This window comes from Amycolatopsis sp. NPDC102389, from assembly GCF_044765885.1.
Lineage (GTDB): Bacteria > Actinomycetota > Actinomycetes > Mycobacteriales > Pseudonocardiaceae > Amycolatopsis.
This window is the reverse complement of the sequence record NZ_JBIWKX010000005.1, coordinates 204,141-222,871: the sequence shown is the minus strand read 5'-3', so window position 1 is coordinate 222,871 and position 18,731 is coordinate 204,141. Positions and strand designations below refer to the sequence as shown.

The 18,731-nt window shown below is 69.5% G+C and carries 11 protein-coding genes; 5 read left to right on the top strand and 6 right to left on the bottom strand.

Going from position 1 to position 18,731, the window contains the following annotated elements:
• Positions 1-258 precede the first annotated feature (258 nt).
• Positions 259-1,533 carry an MFS transporter gene (locus ACIRGA_RS07490; RefSeq protein ID WP_400937719.1) on the bottom strand — a complete coding sequence of 425 codons (1,275 nt, stop codon included), beginning with the start codon at positions 1,531-1,533 and terminating at the stop codon, positions 259-261.
• Positions 1,530-2,915, bottom strand: a complete 1,386-nt coding sequence (locus tag ACIRGA_RS07485; RefSeq protein ID WP_400937758.1) for a M20 family metallopeptidase — start codon at positions 2,913-2,915, stop codon at positions 1,530-1,532. The genes ACIRGA_RS07490 and ACIRGA_RS07485 overlap by 4 nt, the downstream gene beginning before the upstream one ends.
• A 120-nt stretch (positions 2,916-3,035) precedes the next feature.
• On the opposite strand from ACIRGA_RS07485, the gene ACIRGA_RS07480 reads away from it, so the two are divergent.
• A complete protein-coding gene (locus ACIRGA_RS07480) occupies positions 3,036-3,959 on the top strand; it encodes a LysR family transcriptional regulator (protein ID WP_400937718.1) in 924 nt (307 codons plus the stop codon).
• Here the strand turns inward: ACIRGA_RS07480 and ACIRGA_RS07475 are convergent.
• Positions 3,934-5,517 carry an FAD-binding oxidoreductase gene (locus tag ACIRGA_RS07475; protein WP_400937717.1) on the bottom strand — a complete coding sequence of 528 codons (1,584 nt, stop codon included), beginning with the start codon at positions 5,515-5,517 and terminating at the stop codon, positions 3,934-3,936. The genes ACIRGA_RS07480 and ACIRGA_RS07475 overlap by 26 nt on opposite strands.
• Before the next feature lie 84 nt (positions 5,518-5,601).
• Here ACIRGA_RS07475 and ACIRGA_RS07470 point away from each other — a divergent pair, with 84 nt between their 5' ends.
• On the top strand, positions 5,602-6,111 hold the full coding sequence (locus ACIRGA_RS07470; protein WP_400937716.1) for a hypothetical protein: 510 nt from the start codon (positions 5,602-5,604) through the stop codon (positions 6,109-6,111).
• 279 nt (positions 6,112-6,390) lie between these two features.
• Positions 6,391-8,844: a LamG-like jellyroll fold domain-containing protein gene (locus ACIRGA_RS07465; RefSeq protein WP_400937714.1), complete on the top strand. Its 2,454-nt coding sequence runs from the start codon at positions 6,391-6,393 to the stop codon at positions 8,842-8,844.
• A 22-nt stretch (positions 8,845-8,866) separates the two neighbouring features.
• Here the strand turns inward: ACIRGA_RS07465 and ACIRGA_RS07460 are convergent, their stop codons facing one another.
• Positions 8,867-10,522: a DUF885 domain-containing protein gene (locus ACIRGA_RS07460; protein ID WP_400937712.1), complete on the bottom strand. Its 1,656-nt coding sequence runs from the start codon at positions 10,520-10,522 to the stop codon at positions 8,867-8,869.
• Between the two features lie 152 nt (positions 10,523-10,674).
• On the opposite strand from ACIRGA_RS07460, the gene ACIRGA_RS07455 reads away from it, so the two are divergent.
• Both ACIRGA_RS07455 and ACIRGA_RS07450 read left to right on the top strand, forming a co-directional pair.
• Complete coding sequence (locus ACIRGA_RS07455; protein WP_400937710.1) at positions 10,675-14,031, top strand: DUF3376 domain-containing protein; 3,357 nt, start codon at positions 10,675-10,677, stop codon at positions 14,029-14,031.
• 28 nt (positions 14,032-14,059) lie between these two features.
• On the top strand, positions 14,060-15,058 hold the full coding sequence (locus ACIRGA_RS07450; protein WP_400937708.1) for an enoyl-CoA hydratase/isomerase family protein: 999 nt from the start codon (positions 14,060-14,062) through the stop codon (positions 15,056-15,058).
• Here ACIRGA_RS07450 and ACIRGA_RS07445 read toward each other — a convergent pair.
• Together ACIRGA_RS07445 and ACIRGA_RS07440 are read right to left on the bottom strand one after the other, a co-directional pair.
• Positions 15,046-15,750, bottom strand: a complete 705-nt coding sequence (locus tag ACIRGA_RS07445; RefSeq protein WP_400937707.1) for a hypothetical protein — start codon at positions 15,748-15,750, stop codon at positions 15,046-15,048. The genes ACIRGA_RS07450 and ACIRGA_RS07445 overlap by 13 nt on opposite strands.
• Entirely contained in the window at positions 15,743-18,727 is a 2,985-nt protein-coding gene (locus ACIRGA_RS07440) for a DEAD/DEAH box helicase (RefSeq protein ID WP_400937705.1), read from the bottom strand. Before ACIRGA_RS07440 ends, ACIRGA_RS07445 begins: the two co-directional genes overlap by 8 nt.
• Positions 18,728-18,731: the final 4 nt, after the last annotated feature.

The following is an 18,731-nucleotide window of genomic DNA, read 5'->3' as shown; positions in this document are numbered from 1 at the left end:
CACCACCGTCGACGGCCCCTCGGCATCGCCCGGACACCGCGTCAAGCAGGCCGGGCCAACCCAACAGCCTCATTCCCCGGCCCGACACCGATCCCGGCTTGGCACACACCCTTGTCACCCGCTGATAGTCCTGTGTCGCGACACCGAGATACGGCTGTCCGTCGCATGATGGCGCGGAATACCCCAGCCATCCAACGGCTTTCGGTACCTGATCACGGCGAGAAAGCGTCCCGAGACGGAGTCCCGCACCACCGACGCTCAGCGAATCCCGCGCCGCCGATTCGCCGCGACCAGGGCGACAATACTGAGCGACGCGGTCACCAAAAGGTAATAACCAGGCGAAACCGGCGATCCGGTGGCGGCGATCATCGCGGTCGCGATGGTCGGTGTGAATCCGCCGAAGATCCCGACGGTCGCGTTGTAGGCGAACGAAAGCCCGGTCGCCCTGGTGTGCGCCGGGAAGACGTCCGCCATCACCGAAGGAAGCGCGCCGAAGTAGGTGGCCTTCAACAATCCCAGGATCGTCATCACGACCGTGAGGGTCAGGAACGACGGCGAGGTCGTGACCCACAGATACAGCGGCACCACGCCGGCCCCGATCGCCGCCGCGGCCCCGATCATGATCCTGACGCGGCCGTGCCGGTCGGTCAGCAGCCCCACGATCGGCGTCACGACGGTCAAAATGGCGGCGGTGATCATCAGGGCGACGAACGACAGCGAGTCGTCCAGGCCGAGGTTCTTGATCGCGAACGTCGGCAGTGACTGCAGGATGAAGTTCAGCGAGGTCGAGACGATCAGCGTTCCCCCGGCGATCAGCAGGCCACCCCACTGGAACCGGAACAGCGTCCGGACCGGCGTGGATTTCGGTGATTCCTCCTTCGCGGCCTCGGGTTCGTCGACGTGACGCCGGATGTAGTAGCCGACCGGGCCGACGAGCAGCCCGAAGACGAACGGGATCCGCCAGCCCCACGACGTCATCGCGTCGGCGCTCAGCGATGCGGTCAGCCCGGCGGCGAACCCGGCGGACATCAGTGTCGCGAAGCCCTGGCTGGCGAACTGGAAACTGCCGAGGAAGCCCTTGCGGCGATCGTCCTGTTCGATCAGGAACGACGTGGCCGCCCCGAATTCCCCGCCCGCGGCGAATCCCTGGATCAGCCGCGCGACGATCACGCCGACCGGTGCGAGGAAACCGATCGTCGCGTAGCTCGGCATCACCGCCAGCAGGAACGTCCCGGCGACCATCAGCCAGATGGTCAGCACCAGCGCCTTCTTGCGGCCGAACCGATCGGCGTAGGCGCCGAGCACCAGACCGCCGAGCGGGCGTACGAGGAACGTGATGCCGAAGACCGCGTACGCCTGGACCAGCTGGACGGCCGCGTTCCCGCCGGGGAAGAAGGTCTTGCCGATGTACGCCGCCATGAGCGCGTACACGCCGAGGTCGAACCATTCGAGCGCGTTGCCGATGGTCGCCGCGGCGATCGCGCGCCGCGTGGACGAGCGCGTCCGCGGCTTGGCCATCGTCCGGTCGCTCATCGCGCCGCCTCCCCGCGCCGTCCGAGCGCGTGGAACAGCGCCACGGCGAGGGCGAGTCCCTCACGGGCGATCGGCGCGAGCAGGTGTTCGTCGGGCGCGTGTTGCAGGCAGCCGGGATAGGAGTGCGGCAGCCACAGCGTCGGGAGGCCAAGCAGATCGGTGAACACGTGGTTCGGCAGTCCCCCGCCGAAGCTCGGCAGAATCGCCACCGGCCGGTCGGAAACCTCGTCGAGGACGCCCTTCGCCCAGGTGACCCACGGGTCGTCCACGGGCGTACGGCTGGCGAGGAAACTGCCCTCGGCGGTGACGTCGACCATCGGGAAACCGTGGCCGGCGAGGTGTTTTGTGATCGCCTCGCCCACTCCGTCGACGTCGGTGCCCGCGACGTAACGCAGTTGCAGCATCGCGCGGGCGCGGCCGGGGATGGCGTTGACCGGCCGGTCGATGTCCGCCGCGCCGAGTGAAAGCACTTCCAGGGTGTTCCAGCCGTACAGTCGCTCGGCCGCGGTCAGCCCGGTGTCGCCCCAGTCCGCGTCCAGCGCCGGATCTCCCGGTTTGTTCCCGATCTCGAGTCCGGCGAGCGCCTCGCGGACGCTGTCCGGGAGTTCGGGCGGCAGAAGCGCCGGTACTCGGACACGGCCGTGCCCGTCGACAAGACAGGCGATCGCCCCGGCGAGGGTGGTGGCGGGATTGCGCAGGACGCCGCCCCAGTTCCCCGAATGGTAGGCATCGGGGCGGAGGTCGACGTCGAGAGCGATCCGGACACTGCCCCGCGCGCCAAGGAAGAGCGTCGGCGTCGCCGCGTCCAGGCGCGGGCCGTCGGACGCGATGAGGACGTCGGCGCTCAGTGCCTCCCGGTGCGCCGCAACGAATTCGTCGAGTCCTGGCGAGCCGATCTCCTCCCCCGTCTCGAAAAGGAACTTGAGGTTGAAGCCGAGCGAACCCGTTTCGGCGAGGAGCAGCCTGAGCGCGGTCAGGTTGATCAGGTGCTGCCCCTTGTTGTCCGCCGAACCGCGGCCGTACCAGCGCTCGCCGTCGGCGGTCAGCGTCCACGGGTCCCGGCCCTCGCTCCACCGGCCTTCGTGCCCGTCGACGACGTCCGCGTGGCCGTAGCACAGCAGGGTCGGCAGCTCCGGGCGCTCGACGCGGGTGCCGATCAGGAACGGCCCGCCGTCCGGGTCGGAGTTCGGATACGTCTCCACGGAACAGCCGAGCGCGGTCAGCGCCGGGGACAACACCTCGTCCAGGTATGCCTTGATAGCAACGCGACCGCTCGGGTGATCGCTCACGGTCGGATACCTGACGAGGTCGGCGAGTTCGGCGAAGAACGCTCCCGAGTCGACGTGCTCGTGGGCTTTCGAGACCAGTTCTGCAGGAATCACCGCGTCGTCTCCCGGTTCGCTCGTCAAGTGTCGCAGAGGAGCGTAAGTCGGTTTGCGCACCCTGACCATTGCCGATTACCGTGCTCCGTGTTCTCATTTCGGCAAACCTGCGGGGTTCTGATGCGGCTACTGCCGATCGCGTTGACGTACTTCCTCGAAGTCGCCCGCACCGGCTCGGTGTCCGAGGCGGCGACGGAACTGACGGTGGCGCCCTCGGCGATCAGCCGTCAGATCGCCAAACTCGAGGCGGGGATCGGGGTTCCGTTGTTCGTCCGGCATCCGCGCGGCATGGTGCCGACCGAGGCCGGGACCCGGCTGCTCGACCACGTCCGGCGCAGTGAGACCGAATCCGCCGTTCTCGTCGACGAACTCCGCACCGGCCGCGGGCTGAACGCCCGGTCCTTGACGGTCGCCTGCTCCGAGGGATTCGCGCGCCGGGTGGTCCCGCAGGCGATCGCGGCCTTCCGGCGCGACCACGACGTCACATTCCACATCGACGTCGTGACCAGGGAGGAAGCGACGCGCCGGGTGCTCGACGGCGCGGCCGACGTCGCCGTCACGTTCGCGACCGGGCCTCAGCACGGTGTACGCGTCGAGAGCGCGGTCGTCGTACCGGTGTACGCGATCGTCCCGCTCGGCCATCCGCTGACCAGTCGCGGTTCCGTCGGGCTCGCCGAGCTGTGCGAGCACCCGCTCGCGCTCCCCGAGCCGGGACAGAGCCTGCGCGACCTGTTCGACATCGCCGCCAGGATCGAGAACCTCACGGCGCATCCGGTGCTGGAGTGCAACGAACTGAGCCCGAAGTACGAGTTCGTCCGCTGCGGCGGCGGGATCGCCCTGGTCGGCGGGCTGGGTGACATCGAGCAGGACGCGGCCACCGAAGGGGTCGCCTACGTGCTGCTCGACAACGCGGTCTTCCGCAAACGCGAAGCCCAGGTGCAGACCATGGCGGGACGGACGCTGTCGTTGGCGGCCATGCGGTTCACCGCGCTGCTGACCGAGTTCGTCCGCCCACCGGTCAGCCGATCAGCACCCCGGGATTGAGGATCCCCGCCGGGTCGAGCGCGGCTTTGGCGGCGGTGATCGCGGCGGCGAACGGGCCGGGACGCTGCCGGTCGTACCAGGGCCGGTGGTCGCGGCCGACGGCGTGATGATGGGTGATCGTGCCGCCGTGGCCAGCGATCGCCTCCGAGACGGCGGCCTTGATCTCGTCCCATTGGGCGACCGTGCTCCCCCAGCGCCCGGCGGCGTAGATCCCGTAGTAGGGCGCCGGACCGTCCGGATAGACGTGACTGAAGCGGCAGGTGACGACGCCGGCGCCGCCGCACACCTCGTCGATCGCGGCGCGGGCCGCCGAGGTGATCGCGTCGTGGAACTCCGGGAAGCCGTCCCACGTGCACGCGGTTTCGAAGGTCTCGACGATCAGCGACCGGCGGGCCAGCGCGTCGCGTTGATACGGCATCCGCAGGAAGGACGATCGCCACGTCGACGCGCTGTCCTGACCGGCGGAATCCTTGCCGCGCCTGGCTTTCACGACACCGCCGTGGCCGGCGGCCAGTTCGAGCGCGCGGTCGAGCCAGGTGTCGACCGGGTGATCGGCGGATTCGAACGCCACCAGCAGGAGGCCGCCGCCCACACTCGCGCCCGCGTTGATGAACGCCTCCGCCGGGTCGAGCAGACGGCAGTTCGACGGGTACAGCCCGGACTGCGCGATCGCGCGGGTCGCCGCGACCGCGTCTTCCTGCCGTTCGAACGCGACGGACGCGGTCACCTGCCACACCGGCCGGTCCTGCAGGCGCATCCAGGCTTCGGTGATCACGCCGAGCGTGCCCTCGGAGCCGAGGAACATCCGGTCCGGCGAGGGACCGGCGCCCGATCCCGGCAGACGCCGCGATTCGCTGATCCCGGCAGGTGTGACGACGCGCAGCGATTCGGTGAGATCGTCGATATGCGTGGCCAGGGTGGCGAAATGGCCACCCGCGCGGGTGGCGAGCCAGCCGCCGAGCGTCGAATGGGCGAACGACTGCGGGAAATGCCGCAGGGTCAGCCCCAGCGGACGAAGCCGGTCTTCCAGCGCCGGTCCGAAGATCCCGGCCTGGATCCGGGCCGCGCGGCTGACCGTGTCCACTTCGAGCACCTCGCCGAGGCCCGCCAGATCCATCGAGATCGCCGGGCCGTCGAACCGCGGTTCCACCCCGCCGACCACGGAACTGCCGCCACCGTAAGGAATCAGCGGGGTGCCGGAGGCCGTGCACCAGTCCAGGAGGTCGACGACGTCCTGTTCCGTGCGCGGGCGGGCGACCAGATCCGGGACGTGGCCGAGCTGTCCGAGCAGGTTGCGGACGACGTCGCGGAACGCCTTGCCGCGGGCGTGGGAGAGCCGGTCGGCCGGGACGTCACTGCACGACGCGGCGAGCGCCCCGGGCGGGCGGACCCGCGGCGCCGGGAGGTCGAGATCCGACGGGTCCGGCGGGACGTGGTCGGTGAAGTCGTGCCCGGGCAGCACACCCGAGGTGCGGGCGACCAGCGTGTCGGACTCCTCTTGGGACAGTTCGCCGTCGGTGGTGCCCCAGCCCCACCACGAACGCTCCTCGGCCGGCATCGTCGCCTCCGTTCGATCTGACTCACCAGTAAGTTACTTGTCGGTCAATTACCGTGTCAACGAAGCACCGATACCGTGGCCGCCGTGGCACCGAGCCCTCTGATCTACCTCGACGTCGATGGCCCGCTCATTCCCTTCGGGCTGGAGCCTTCCTTCTACCCACTGTTCGAACCCTCGCCACGAGACGACGAGAATCCGCTTCTCAGCAGGCTTGATCCCGCGCATGGGCCACGGTTGAAGGCACTCCCCGGAGAACTCGTCTGGGCCACGACCTGGCTCCACGACGCCAACGACTCCCTCACTCCAAGGCTCGGCCTACCCCGCCTGCCGGTCGTGGACTGGCCGGGGCCGTCCGGCACCGACGAGTTCGACGCCCGCATCGGCCTGCACTGGAAGACCCGGCCCCTCCTGGACCACGCGTGGGGTCGCCCGTTCGCCTGGATCGACGACGAGATTTCCGACGTCGATCGCGAGTGGGTCTCCGGCAACCACCCCGGAGCAGCCCTGCTGCACCGCGTCGATCCCCGGCGCGGCCTGACCGGCGCCGACTATCGCGAGCTCGACCGGTGGCTGCGGGAATCCCGCCGCTCCTGACACAGGACAGCTCTTCCACCGAGGACCGATTCGAGGCCTTCGACGCTTTACAACGTTGTATCAACGATGTAAAAACATCCTGACGGCCAGCCGTGGCCCGACTCACAGCGGTTCCCACCGGCCACGGGGTCGTGGTTTCACGCCTGCACAGGTCCAGTGGGAGGCGCACCTCCGCCGAGGCGGCCGCCCCCGGAGAAGGGTGTCGAGCAGATGTTGTCAACGTTGTCACCACAACGCCCCCGGAGGCCGAGACGCTTCCGGAAGCCCCTGACCGCCGCGGTGGTCGCCATAACCGCCCTGGCACTGACGTCGGGGGCCGCGACGGCCGCGGAGAGCGGCTGGAAGATGGGCAAGCCACGCCTGACCACCCCGTGGACGAACCAGGTGTCGCCCACCAACGCGTTGCCCGAGTACCCGCGGCCGCAGCTGGTGCGCGAGAACTGGCAGAACCTCAACGGGGTCTGGGAGTTCGCCGGCGCCGCACCCGGCGAGGTCCCGCCCTTCGGCGAGAAGCTCGCCGAGAAGATCCTGGTCCCCTACCCCACCGAATCGGCGCTGTCCGGGATCCAGCGGCACGAGGACTTCATGTGGTACCGGCGCACGTTCACCGTGCCCAGGAACTGGAACGTCGGCAAGGACAACACCCTCCGGATCAACTTCGGCGCGGTCGACTACAAGGCGAAGGTCTACGTCAACGGCAAGGAGGTGGCCGCGCACCAGGGCGGCTACGGCGCGTTCTCCGCGGACGTCACGTCGGCGCTGAAACCCAAGGGAGAGCAGGAGATCATCGTCGGTGTCGAGGACCGCGCCGACGCGACCTGGCAGCCGGTCGGCAAGCAACGGCTACGGCCCGATCGCGGGATCTTCTACGAAGGCGCCTCGGGCATCTGGCAGACGGTGTGGATGGAACCGGTCGCGGCGAAGCACGTCGGCACGCTCGGTATGGTCCCCGACCTCAAGTCTTCCACGCTGAAGCTCACCGTCGACACCGGCGGGAACTCCGGGCTGACCGTCGAGGCCGTGGTCCGCGACGGCCGGAAGGTGGTCAGCCGCAGCAAGGCGTCCGCGGCCGGGACGATCTCGCTTCCGGTGCCCCAGGCGAAACTCTGGTCGCCGGATTCGCCGTTCCTCTACGACCTCGACGTCGAACTGAAGGACGGCCGCCGCACGGTGGACAAGGTTTCGTCCTATTTCGGCATGCGCGAATTCGGTACCGCGAAGGGCGCCGACGGCAAACTCCGCTTCACTCTCAACGGCAAGATCCTCTTCCTTCAGTCCACTTTGGACCAAGGCTACTGGCCGGACGGCATCTACACCGCGCCGACCGACCAGGCGCTGCGTTTCGACCTCGAACAGCACAAGGTCCTCGGGTTCAACACGGTCCGCAAGCACATCAAGACCGAACCCGACCGCTGGTACCACCACGCCGACAAGCTCGGCCTGCTCGTCTGGCAGGACATGCCGTCGATGCGGACCGGTGGCCGTCCGCCGGTCGACGCCCAGCAGCAGTTCAAGGCCGAACTGAAGGAACTGGTGGAGCAGAAGAAGAACTGGACCTCGATCGTCGGCTATGTGCCGTTCAACGAGGGCTGGGCGGAATGGTCGCGCGAGGAGACCGGGAAGGTCGCCGAGAGCGTCAAGGCCCAGGACCCGACCCGGCTGGTCAACGCGCACAGCGGCGTCAACTGCTGCGACTCGCTCGGCGACTCGGGCAAGGGCGACGTCCTCGACTGGCACTCCTACCCCGGCCCGGCGAAGCCGATGCCCGACGCCAAGCGGATCTCGATCGACGGCGAGCACGGCGGCTACGGGCTCGAGGTCCAGGACCACATGTGGTTCGGCGAAGGCCACGCCTACGAGATGGTGAAGGACCAGGCGACCCTGAACAGCCGCTACGTCCAGAACCAGCGCGACGTGCTCGCGTCCGCGCAGAGCTGCGGTATCAGCGGCTCGATCTACACGCAGATCACCGACGTCGAGCACGAGGTCAACGGCTTCTTCACCTACGACAGGCAGGTGAGGAAGATGGACTTCGCGCAGGTGCGCGCGGTCAACCAGGCGATCATCCGCAATGCCGACGGCAGCGGCTCGGGCGCACCCGACCCCGGCCCCGGCACCCCGGGGATCGACGGCGTGCACGCGTACAAGTTCGACGAGGGCACCGGATCCAGCGCCAAGGATTCGGTCGGCACCGCGCACGCCACGCTGGCCAACGCGCAGTGGGCTGGCGGTATCGAGGGCGGCGCGCTGGCCTTCGCGGGCAACGGGCAGGCCGACACCGGAGCCAACCTCGTCAACACGGCCGGCAGCTACTCGGTGTCGGCTTGGGCGAAGCTGGACGAGGCGAGCGGCGCGTTCCAGACCGTCGTCAGCCAGGACACCGGCCGCGACAGCGCGTTCTTCCTGCAGTACTCCGGGCAGGACCAGCGGTGGGCGATGAGCTTCGTCGGCCTCCGCGCCCTGTCCCCGGAAAAGCCGGAAGTCGGCCGCTGGTACCACCTGACCGGCGTTCGCGACGCGAAGGCGGGCACGTTGTCGCTGTACGTCGACGGCAAGAAGGTCGCTTCGCAGAACGCCTGCTCGGCCGCCCCGAGCACCGGGCACACGGTGATCGGCCGCGGCCAGTACGGCGGTCAGCAGGTCGACTTCCTGCGCGGCGCGGTGGACGACGTCCGGCTCTACGACCGGCCACTGTCCGACGCTGAAGTCGCGACGCTCGCGAAGCGCGACTGAGCCCGGGCACGCGGCGCCGGGGTCACTCCCGGCGCCGCGTGTCCGTCACCCACTCCCGCACGATGTCGCCGAGCACGGGCAACGGCACCTGCCCGTTCCTCAGCACCACGTCGTGGAAATCCCGGATGTCGAACGCCTCGCCCAGCCGTTCCTCGGCGAAGGCGCGCAACCGCTGGATCTCCAGCCGGCCCGTCATGTACGACAGCGCCTGACCGGGCCATTCGATGTACCTATCGGTCTCGGATTGCACTTCGACGTCGCTGAGCACGCAATGGTCGGTGAGATAGTCGACGCATCGTTGCCTGCTCCAGCCCAGTGCGTGCAATCCGGTGTCGACAACGAGCCGCGCGGCACGCAGGGAGTCTTCGGCGACCATGCCCAGCCGCATCACGTCATCGGAGTACAAGCCCATCTCGTCGGCCAGCCGTTCGGTGTAGAGCGCCCAGCCCTCGTCGAACGCCGAGAGCGGGACGAGCTTCCGCAACCGCGGCACATCTTCGAGCTCGTAGGACACGCAGGCCTGGAAATGGTGCCCTGGAACGGCTTCGTGGAAGGCGATCGCTTCGGCGGTGAGCCGGAACCGCTCGGTCACCCGGTAGGTGTTGGTGGAGTAGACGCCGGGACGGCTGCCGTCCGCAGACGGCGGCATGTAGTACCCCAGCGCGGCGGAGGGCCCGTCGGCTTCCGGCACGGCACGCACGACGCATTCGGCCGACGGCACCCGGTGGAACCAGCCGGGCGCGGCGGCCGCGGCCCGCGCGACCGCTTCCGTCGCGGTCGTGATCATCTCGTCCGCGTCCCGCCAGCGCAGCGACGGATCGGTGCGCAGCAGCTGCCGGACCGCGACGGGGTCATCCTCGCCGAACACGGCCGCGCCGAGCCGCCGGTACTCCTCGTCCAGCGCCCGGCCGAGTTCGAGGCCGGTCTCGTGCAGTTCCTCCGGTGAGACCCCGGTGGTGGTGTGCGTCTTGACCAGGCCGGCGTAATTCTCCTTGCCGCCGTCCAGCCAGCAGAGACCCGGCCGGGCGTCGGGGCGGCCGCGTCCGGTGATCTCCCGGGCGAGCACTTCGCGGTAGGCGACGATCGCCGGTCGCACCCGCTCGGTGAACAGCCGCTCCCGTCGCGCGGCACGGTCGCCGGTCAGCGGTGGGACGAGCAGCGGATGGGGTTCGGCGGCCAGGAGCCGGTCGAGATGGTCGACGGCGTTGCGCACCGCGCGTTCCACCGGGGTCCGGCCCGCCGCGACCCCCGCACGGTGCCGTTCGGCCAGCGCCGCGAAGAACGCCGGGAACGCCGCCAGCCTGGCCAGATAGTCCTCCTCCGCCTGCTCCCCCGACGGCTCCAGCTGCGGAAGCCAGGCCAGCGCCCCGATTCCCTCGGACACCATCGGATCGCAGATGACGAACTCGCTCAGCCGCGCGTCCAGCCTGGTCATGATCGATTCCGCGTGATGGGTGACGACGCCGACGGTGATCCGGTCCGGATCGGTGGACCGGGCGGCGTGCCCGGCGATCCGGACGGCCCGCTCCCGCAGCCGGTCGTCGCCCGCCGCCGAAACGTCCCGCAATTCGTGATCGTGCCCGGGAATGTTGTCGAACGTCGCCATCAAGGGATCCTCGGTCGCTAGGACGTCGAGAAGTTCGTCCGCCAGCTCAGCCGCTGTGGGCACATCGCTCATCACCGATGACTACCAGATCGGGCGCATCTCCCGCTGACAATTACCCGCCTCGCGGAAGTGGATCAGCGTCGAGTGCGTCACGACCTCTCATCGTTTACGCATTCCGGTAACCCTTGTTCCGGAATCGCCGACCCCTTCGCAGGGAGGCAGCGATGACCACCGAGAATTCTTCCGCACGTCCACATGATCTCCGCCTGGCGCTCTGCATGCGCGGCGGTGTCAGCCTCGCCGTTTGGATGGGCGGTGCCTGCCGGGAAATCACCGCACTCCGTTCCGCCGGCAGTTCCCAGGGCTCGCCGGAAGCGGTGACGGCACGGGATATCACCCAACGCGCCATTTACCGGAAAATCCTCACCGTCGCCGGATACGAGCATGTCGATGTCGACGTCATCGCCGGGACCAGCGCGGGCGGGCTCAACGGCGCCCTGCTCGCCAGTCATCTCGTCTACGGAATGCGATTCGACGACGGGATCCGGGATATCTGGCTCAAACTGGGTGATCTCGAGCTGCTCACCCGGCACCCCGGTCACGGAATCCCGCCTTCCCTGCTCGACGGTGACGGCGGCTTCTACGCGAGGCTCGCGGACCAGGTGAAACAATTGCTCGACACCTCGTCGTGCAATCCCTTGCGCACCGACGACTCCCCTCGCCTGGTGCGTCTCATCCTCACCGCCACGAGGCTGTTCCCTCGCAATGAATACCTCCGCCCTTCCGTCGGCCAGGCCCTGCTCGCGAGCTGGTCACAGGCCCACCTCGCATTTCGCCATTACCGGACCGAATGCGGGGTCGCCCACCCGATCTTCAGCGATTTCCCGGCCGGTTCGACGGCACATCTCGACCGGCTCGCCTACGCCGCGCGGACGACGTCGTCGTTCCCCGGAGCTTTCGAACCGGCGAGGCTGACGGTGACCGGGCCCGAGATCGTCGACGACAAACCGTGGCTCGACGCCGTCGGCACGTGCAGCGAGACCGGCGTCCCGGACGTGGGCGGCACCCAGGCGCAGTTGATGGACGGCGGCGTTCTCGACAACATCCCGCTCTCCTGGGCCATCCGCGCCGTCGCCGGCGCACCCGCGCAGGCACCCGTCGACCGCTGGTTGCTCTATCTGCAGCCGGTGCCGCCGACGCCGCCCAAACTCCCCGCCAACAGCAAGGAACAGGGCTCGCTCGCCCGGCTGGCGCGAGTGGTCAAGGCCTTGATCCGCACCAAGATGAACAGCGAGTCCCTGTTGGACGACGCGGCCGAGCTCAGCGACGCCTGGACGTCCGCGCAACGGCTGCACGGCACCGCCGGAGGCCTTCCCGGAGACCCGGGCCTGGCGAATCTTCCCGGCCGGAAGGCACGCCGGAAGCTGATGCCACGCTATGCCGAGGCCGTGGCTTCCGTGGAGGCCGACCGGCTGGCGAGACTGGTCGACGACCCGATCTCGTTGACCGGTCCCGATCCGCTGCCGATCCCCGACAGCCGCACGTTCACCTCCGGGCGGGCCGCGGCGCCGATCCTCGAACTCCTGCGAGGTCCCGCCGTTCCCGATCTCGTCCGTGTACCCGGCGCGAAGCGGCTCACCGTCTCGTGGTTCCGTTCCCTGCTGGCGCCCGCCCGCGCCGTCGCGCTGGTCCTGGATTGGGTCCAGGCCATCGAAGCCGGCCAAAGCCTGAACAAGAAGCAGAAGGCGGCGCTCAGTTCGATCCGCGACAAGCTCTACGAGACCCGCTTCGCCTGCGAAGTCCTTCTCGCCTGCCGCGATCGGCTCCTCCTTCGCGGTGGCTCACCGGATTTCGAGGTCCTTCCCTGGGTCATGGCCGCCTGCCGGCGGCTCGCCTGCTTCATCGAGACCGCCGGCGGGCTCCGGTCCGGCGAAAACTGGTGCTGCGCCATCGCCGATGTCGCCGAACACGCCGTCCACGCGGATCTGCTCCCCGTCGCTCCCGATTTCCCGGAGCCGTTCCTCACCCCGATCTGGCACCGGGTCGGGAAGCTGGCCAGGGAGCTCGTCTCCGAACTGGGCAAACACGCGAAGGCGCCGGGGTTCACCGCGCTCTACGAGGCGGCGCGCATCGACCTGAAGTCGACGCTCGACGTCTTCGCCGTGGCCGAGCTCCTGATCGGTCCGCTCCGCCCGGATCCGCTTTCCGAGCCGAGCCGGATCCGTGTGCATGCCATGTCCGCGATCGCCAAGAGCCCTCTCGAACCGATCCTGCTGGCCGAGCCACCGGCCGACGACATCCAGCGGGTCGAGCGCAAGCTCAGCGGAAACCAGTTGATGAACTTCGCCAGTTTCCTGTCCTCGCGCTGGCGGCTCAACGACTGGACCTGGGGTCGCCTCGACGCGGCCTGTTCACTCGTCGACGTCGTCGCCAGGAGCGAGCGTCTCCAGGCGCGGAAGGACACCGAACTCGTCGACTGGCTCCGGGATCTCTATGCCGAGCAGTATGTCCACGTCTTCGGCAAGACCTCGGACGACCTCGACGCGCGTCCCGAGCTGGCAGGTCTCATCGGTCCCTGGGAGGCCCTGGGAGTGACCCCGGCGAACGTCCGGCACAAGCTCCCGATCCTGCTCACCACCTGGCTGCACTGGAATATCCTGCAGCAGGAGATCCCGCTGCTCACCGGCCTGGCCGACCTGCGGCACAACGGCGACATCCCGCCCACCGCCGAGCAGCTCAAGGAAGCGACCGGGACCTCCGTCGCCCGGCTCTCGGACAAGGCCCAGGTCTTGGGACAGGTGGGCGCGGAAACGGTGCGCGTGCTCTTCAAACGCCCCCATCTGCGAAGAGCGGGCCTGCGCCTCGGCCTGGTCACCTGGCGGGCGATCCAGCCCGCGGGAACGAGCAAGGGCGCCAAACTGGGACGGACGCTCTTCGCGGTGACCAAACCGATGGTCGTGCCGCCGCTGCTGATCGGCTTCCTCGCTCCCTTGTGGAGTGTCGTCGCCGGGCTGCTCGCGTGGGGCGCGGTGTCGGTCGGCACGAACGAGTGGTTCAGCCCGCCAGGTCACCTTTTCCTCGCGATCGGGATCGGCTTCGCGGGCGGGTACTTCTGCTGGCACTACCTCCCCGACAAGGGCGGCGCGACCCCGTTCCGCCGGGTGGTCGCGTTCGCGGTGGGCGCGTTGCTCTTCCTGCTCGGACTCGGCCTGCTCCTGCGAAGAACCGCGCTGCCGTGGGAATTCGATCCCTGGGAGCGTGCCGCTTATGTCGGCGGGTTGAGCGCGTTGAGCGTTCTCGTCTCCTTGTGGGGCGTCACCGCCATCGGCATCCGGAGCGGGCGCGGACGACGGCTCACCTTCGTCGGGCTCACCGTGCTCTTCCCCGCGCTCGTCGCCGCGTCGCTGACCGCGGTGGCCTCCGTGCTGCTCTGGCCTGGAGAACCACTCACCGGCTGGGCGGCCACCGGCATCCTCTACTTCACCATCGCGTGGGAAACGGTCATGCTGACCAGGTTCTTCCCCGACCCGCCGCTCGCGCCGCCGAACGCGGCTGAGGCGTACGCCACAACCTCGACATAGTAGGACTTCCTACTTTTAGGCTGGCTTGGTGAATGACGTCCAGTTCCTCGTCGAGAGCGGAATCGGCCGGATCACGCTGAACCGGCCGCGTGCGCTGAACTCGCTGAACCACGGCATGGTCCTCGCCATGCTCGACCACCTCGAAGCATGGCGCGCCGACCCCGGGGTCCGGGCCGTCCTCATCGACGGCGCCGGCGATCGCGGGCTCTGCGCGGGCGGCGACATCCGAGCCATCTACGAGGACGCGCGCGCCGGTGGCACCGCGTCGTTGCGGTTCTGGGCCGACGAATACCGGCTCAACGCCCTGATCGCGCGCTACCCGAAGCCGTACCTCGCGCTCATGGACGGGCTCGTGATGGGCGGCGGGGTCGGCGTCTCCGCGCACGGCAGCCACCGGATCGTCACCGAACGCTCCCGCGTCGGCATGCCCGAGACCGGCATCGGTTTCGTCCCGGACGTCGGGGGCACGTATCTGCTGTCCCGGACTCCCGGCGAACTCGGGACGCATATCGCGCTCACCGCCGGGGCGATCTCGGGACCCGACGCGATCCACTGTGGACTCGCCGATCACTTCGTGCCCAGCGAACGGGTTCCGGACCTGCTCGACGCGCTTTTGTCGCGCGCCCCGGACGCCGCGCTGGAGCTGATCGCCGAACCCGCGCCGCCGAGCGCGCTGGCCGCGGAGGCCGCCTGGATCGACGAAAGTTACGCGGCGGACACCGTCGAAGAGATCCTGGCCCGGCTCCACGCCGCGGGTGACGCGGCGGCCACCGCCGCCAAGGAGATCGAGGCGAAGTCGCCGACCGCGCTGAAGGTGACCCTGCGGGCGCTCCGGTCGGCGGCGGCGCTGCCTGATCTGGAAACCGTGCTGGCACAGGAATACCGGATCTCGGCCCACGCTCTCTCGACCGCCGAGTTCGCCGAAGGAATCCGGGCGCAGATCATCGACAAGGACCGCTCCCCGAAGTGGTCACCCGCCACACTGTCCGAAGTGGACGACAGGATCGTCGACGCCTACTTCTCCTGACCGGTGATCGCGCGGTAGAGCGGCCGCAGCAGGGCGGTGACCGAGGTTCCGTCCACTGTGGCCTTGAGCGGCGGGACCTCTTCGAGCAGTCCCAGCGGATCCCCGGCGGGCGGTCGTCGCGTGTTCGTGACGTCCCCGGCCGGGCCCCAGCCGAAGAAGTCGTCCATCACCTCGTCGAGCCCGGGCGTTTCGTCCTCCGCGGCCGGGCCGGTCACCCGGGCACCCGCCTGCCGTCCGATCTCTTCGAGCCACGTCGCGCGATCGCGGCCGCGGAGCGTGAAGATCGAGAACGGGTCCGCGTCCTCCTCGAGTGCGATCAGGCCCGCGACGAGGTGATCGCAGGGGACGCGGGTGCCGGGACACGTGCAGTCCAGCGACAGTTCCCACGCCGCCTCGGGGAACAGCGGCACCTGCTCGGCGGCGAAGAAACGCTCGATGCCGTCCGGCACGCGGCCGTCGAGCAGGGCGGTCTTCGTGGACTCGTCCGCGACGACGGCCGCGGTGACCGCCGTCCACACCTGCTTGCCGAACGCCGGCAGGCCGATACGGACGTCGTAGAACCGTTGCCGGGTCACCCGCACCCGGGCGACGGCGGCCCCTGGCCCGATCGTGAGCGTATCGACCGTGCAAGGCGGCACGAGTCCTTTGTGGACGCCCAGTTCGTCGAACGCCCGGCGGAAGCCCTCAGTCATCGGCCGCCTCCCTGCCGAGCGCGAAGACCTCGCGCAGCGAATCGGTGGACAGCTCGGTGAGCCAGTCCTCGCCGTCGCTGACGACGAGATCGGCCAGCGCCTCCTTCTTGGTGATGACGTCGTCGATCCGCTCCTCGATGGTTCCGGGGCAGACGAACTTCCGCACCTGGACGCTGCGCCGCTGGCCGATGCGGAACGCGCGGTCGGTGGCCTGCTCCTCGACCGCCGGATTCCACCACCGGTCGAGATGCAGCACGTGGGTGGCGGCGGTGAGGGTCAGCCCCGCTCCCCCGGTCTTCAGCGACGCGAGCAGGATCGAGGGGCCCTCGCCCGACTGGAAGTGCTCGACGATCGAGTCGCGGCGGCGCTGGGACGACCCGCCGTGCAGGAAGGCGATCTTCACGTTCAGCCGGTGTGAGAGATGCGGCACGAGCAAGTGGCCGAACTCGGCGAACTGGGTGAAGCACAGCGCGCGATCGCCCGAATCCAGGATCTCCGCCAGGAGTTCTTCGAGCCGGTTGACCTTGCCGGAGCGATGCCCGATCGGTGACCCGTCGTGCAGCAGATGCGCGGGATGGTTGCAGATCTGCTTGAGCTTGGTGATCGCGGCGAGGATGTTGCCGCGCCGTTTGACCCCGGCGCTGTCGGCGATCTTCGTCATCATCTCGTCCACGGTCGCGCGGTACAGCGTCACCTGTTCGCGGGTGAGGCGGTATTCCTGCAGGATCTCGATCTTCTCGGGCAGGTCCGCGAGTACGGTGGGGTCGGTTTTGAGGCGCCGCAACAGGAACGGCCGGGTCAGCCGGCGCAGCTCGGTGGCCGCGGCGAGGTCGCCCCGGCGCTCGATCGGCACCTCGAACCGCTCGCGGAACTCCTGCCTGCCACCGAGGACACCGGGGTTGAGCAGATCCGAAAGCGACCACAGGTCGGCGAGCCGGTTCTCCACCGGCGTCCCGGTCAGCGCGACCCGGTGCCCGGCGGGGATGCGGCGCAGGGCCTGCGCGGGCCCGGTGTTCTGGTTCTTGACCGCCTGCGCCTCGTCGAGCACGAGCCGGTGCCAGCGGATGCCCGCGAGTTCGTCGGCGTCGCGGGCGGCGGTCGAGTAGGTGGTGACGACGAGATCCACGCCCTCGGTCCGCACGCGGCCGCGATCGGCACCGTGATGGAGGTGGACACGCAACTCCGGGGCGAATTTGGCGGCTTCCCGTTGCCACGTCCCGAGCAGCGACATCGGACAGACCAGCAGCGTCGGCCCGACGTCGTCCTGTGCTCTCTCCGTCGCTTCGAGCGCGAGCAACTGGACGGTCTTGCCGAGCCCCATGTCGTCGGCGAGACAGGCCCCGAGCCCGATCGACGTCATGAACGCAAGCCAGGCGACACCGCGGCTCTGATAGGGCCGCAGCGTCGCCACGAAGGTCGGCGGTGGCTCGACCGGTGCGATGGTGCGCTGGACCCGGCCGGCGAGGAAGTCGTCGATCCAGCCGTCGGTGGTGACCTCGGTGACCGGCAGCGGCGCTTCGAAGCCACCACGGAGCAGGGCGAGGAGGTCCGCCGGGGTGGGCAGCGGCGGCTTCTCGCGGTCCGGGTCGCGGCGGAGGTAGTCCAGACCGGCGCGCAGCAGTTCGGGGTCCACGCTCACCCACCGGCCGCGCAGCCGCACCAACGACGACTTCGCGGCGGCGAGCCCGGCGAGTTCCTCGTCGGTCAGCGCGTCCTCCCCGACGGCGAGCGCCCAGCGGTAGGAGGCGAGCTGATGCCGCCCGAGCCGGTGCACCGCGGCCTGGTCGACGGGCGCGCCGCGGACGGACAGCTTGAGCGCGAGCTTGCGCCTGCCACCCCAGCTCGCCGGGAGCTGAACGTCGAATCCGGCCGCGACCAGCTGTTCCGCGCCGCCGTCGAGGAACTCCACGGTTTCGGCCACGGTGAGGTCGTAGACGCCCGGCTTCTCGGCGTCGACCGCCGGGCCGAGCAGCGGCAGCACCCCGGCGGCGCGCTCCAGCTCGGCGGTGAAGAGGCCTTCGGGGTCGGTGAACTTCGCGCCCGCCTTGCCGGACCAGACGTCTTCGGCCGGGAGCAGGAGACTGGGGTCGGCCGCGGAGCGCAGGAGGAAACGCAGCTGCCACTTGGTCCCGTCGCCGGTCTGGTCGGCCGGGCCGTGCAACGTCGGAACCTCGTCGAGCCGCACGCAGACGGTGCCCTCGGTGAGGTCCGTGTCGCCGATCGCGTCCCAGGCGGCGATGCCCTCGGCGACGATGCCCATCCGTCCCGGCGACTGGCCGATCCGGTCGTCGGCGCTCTTCAGCGCGTGGAGCCACGACCCGAACGGGCCTTCGCGCCCATCGCTTTCCGTGGCGTGTCCGGCGGCGCCCAGCCGGTCGCGGACGGCGGCGTCGACCAGGGTGTGGAGGGCGTCGGTGACGAGCGCCGCCGGATCCGGCCCGGGATGTTCGGCGCGACCGACCGGTGGGGTGGCCGCGATCAGCGCCCGGACCGCGACCGCGTCCCCGCCCCGGGCCACCGGCCGCCAGCGCGCCCGCGCCACGATCTCGTTCCGCACGAGTGTGGGCAGCACCCGCCCCCGGCGGACCAGGTCGTCCGCCAGCCGGACGACGGCGCGGAGATGGCGGACCGAAGTGCCGTAGCTGACCGTGTCGGCCAGGTCCCCCAGCTCCGAGGGGTCGATCAGGAGCGCCGGTACCGACCAGGGTTCCAGCGTCGGTTCCGGCTGCGGACGGCTGCGGGCGCCCAGCTCGGGCGAGGCGACCGGACCGCCGCGCCGCGACGGCAACAGCAGGACCGCCGACGCCGGCTTCCCAGGATGCAGGGCGGTCAGATCGGCGACCGACGCGGCGAACGGATGCGGCCGGGCCGCGGTCGACGGCCGCATCGACGTCGTCGCCGGGCGGTCGCCGTGTTCACCCCAGAGCACGATTCCGCGGCCACGGGACCATAAGCCGTGCACGACCAGTGGCGACATGTTC

What these genes read in the sequence shown, in the direction of transcription:
- ACIRGA_RS07455 (WP_400937710.1), top strand. Translation starts at nt 10,675, where the DNA reads ATGACCACCGAGAATTCTTCCGCACGTCCACATGATCTCCGCCTGGCG.
- ACIRGA_RS07490 (WP_400937719.1), bottom strand. Translation starts at nt 1,533, where the DNA reads ATGAGCGACCGGACGATGGCCAAGCCGCGGACGCGCTCGTCCACGCGG.
- ACIRGA_RS07445 (WP_400937707.1), bottom strand. Translation starts at nt 15,750, where the DNA reads ATGACTGAGGGCTTCCGCCGGGCGTTCGACGAACTGGGCGTCCACAAA.
- ACIRGA_RS07460 (WP_400937712.1), bottom strand. Translation starts at nt 10,522, where the DNA reads ATGAGCGATGTGCCCACAGCGGCTGAGCTGGCGGACGAACTTCTCGAC.
- ACIRGA_RS07440 (WP_400937705.1), bottom strand. Translation starts at nt 18,727, where the DNA reads ATGTCGCCACTGGTCGTGCACGGCTTATGGTCCCGTGGCCGCGGAATC.
- ACIRGA_RS07475 (WP_400937717.1), bottom strand. Translation starts at nt 5,517, where the DNA reads ATGCCGGCCGAGGAGCGTTCGTGGTGGGGCTGGGGCACCACCGACGGC.
- ACIRGA_RS07480 (WP_400937718.1), top strand. Translation starts at nt 3,036, where the DNA reads ATGCGGCTACTGCCGATCGCGTTGACGTACTTCCTCGAAGTCGCCCGC.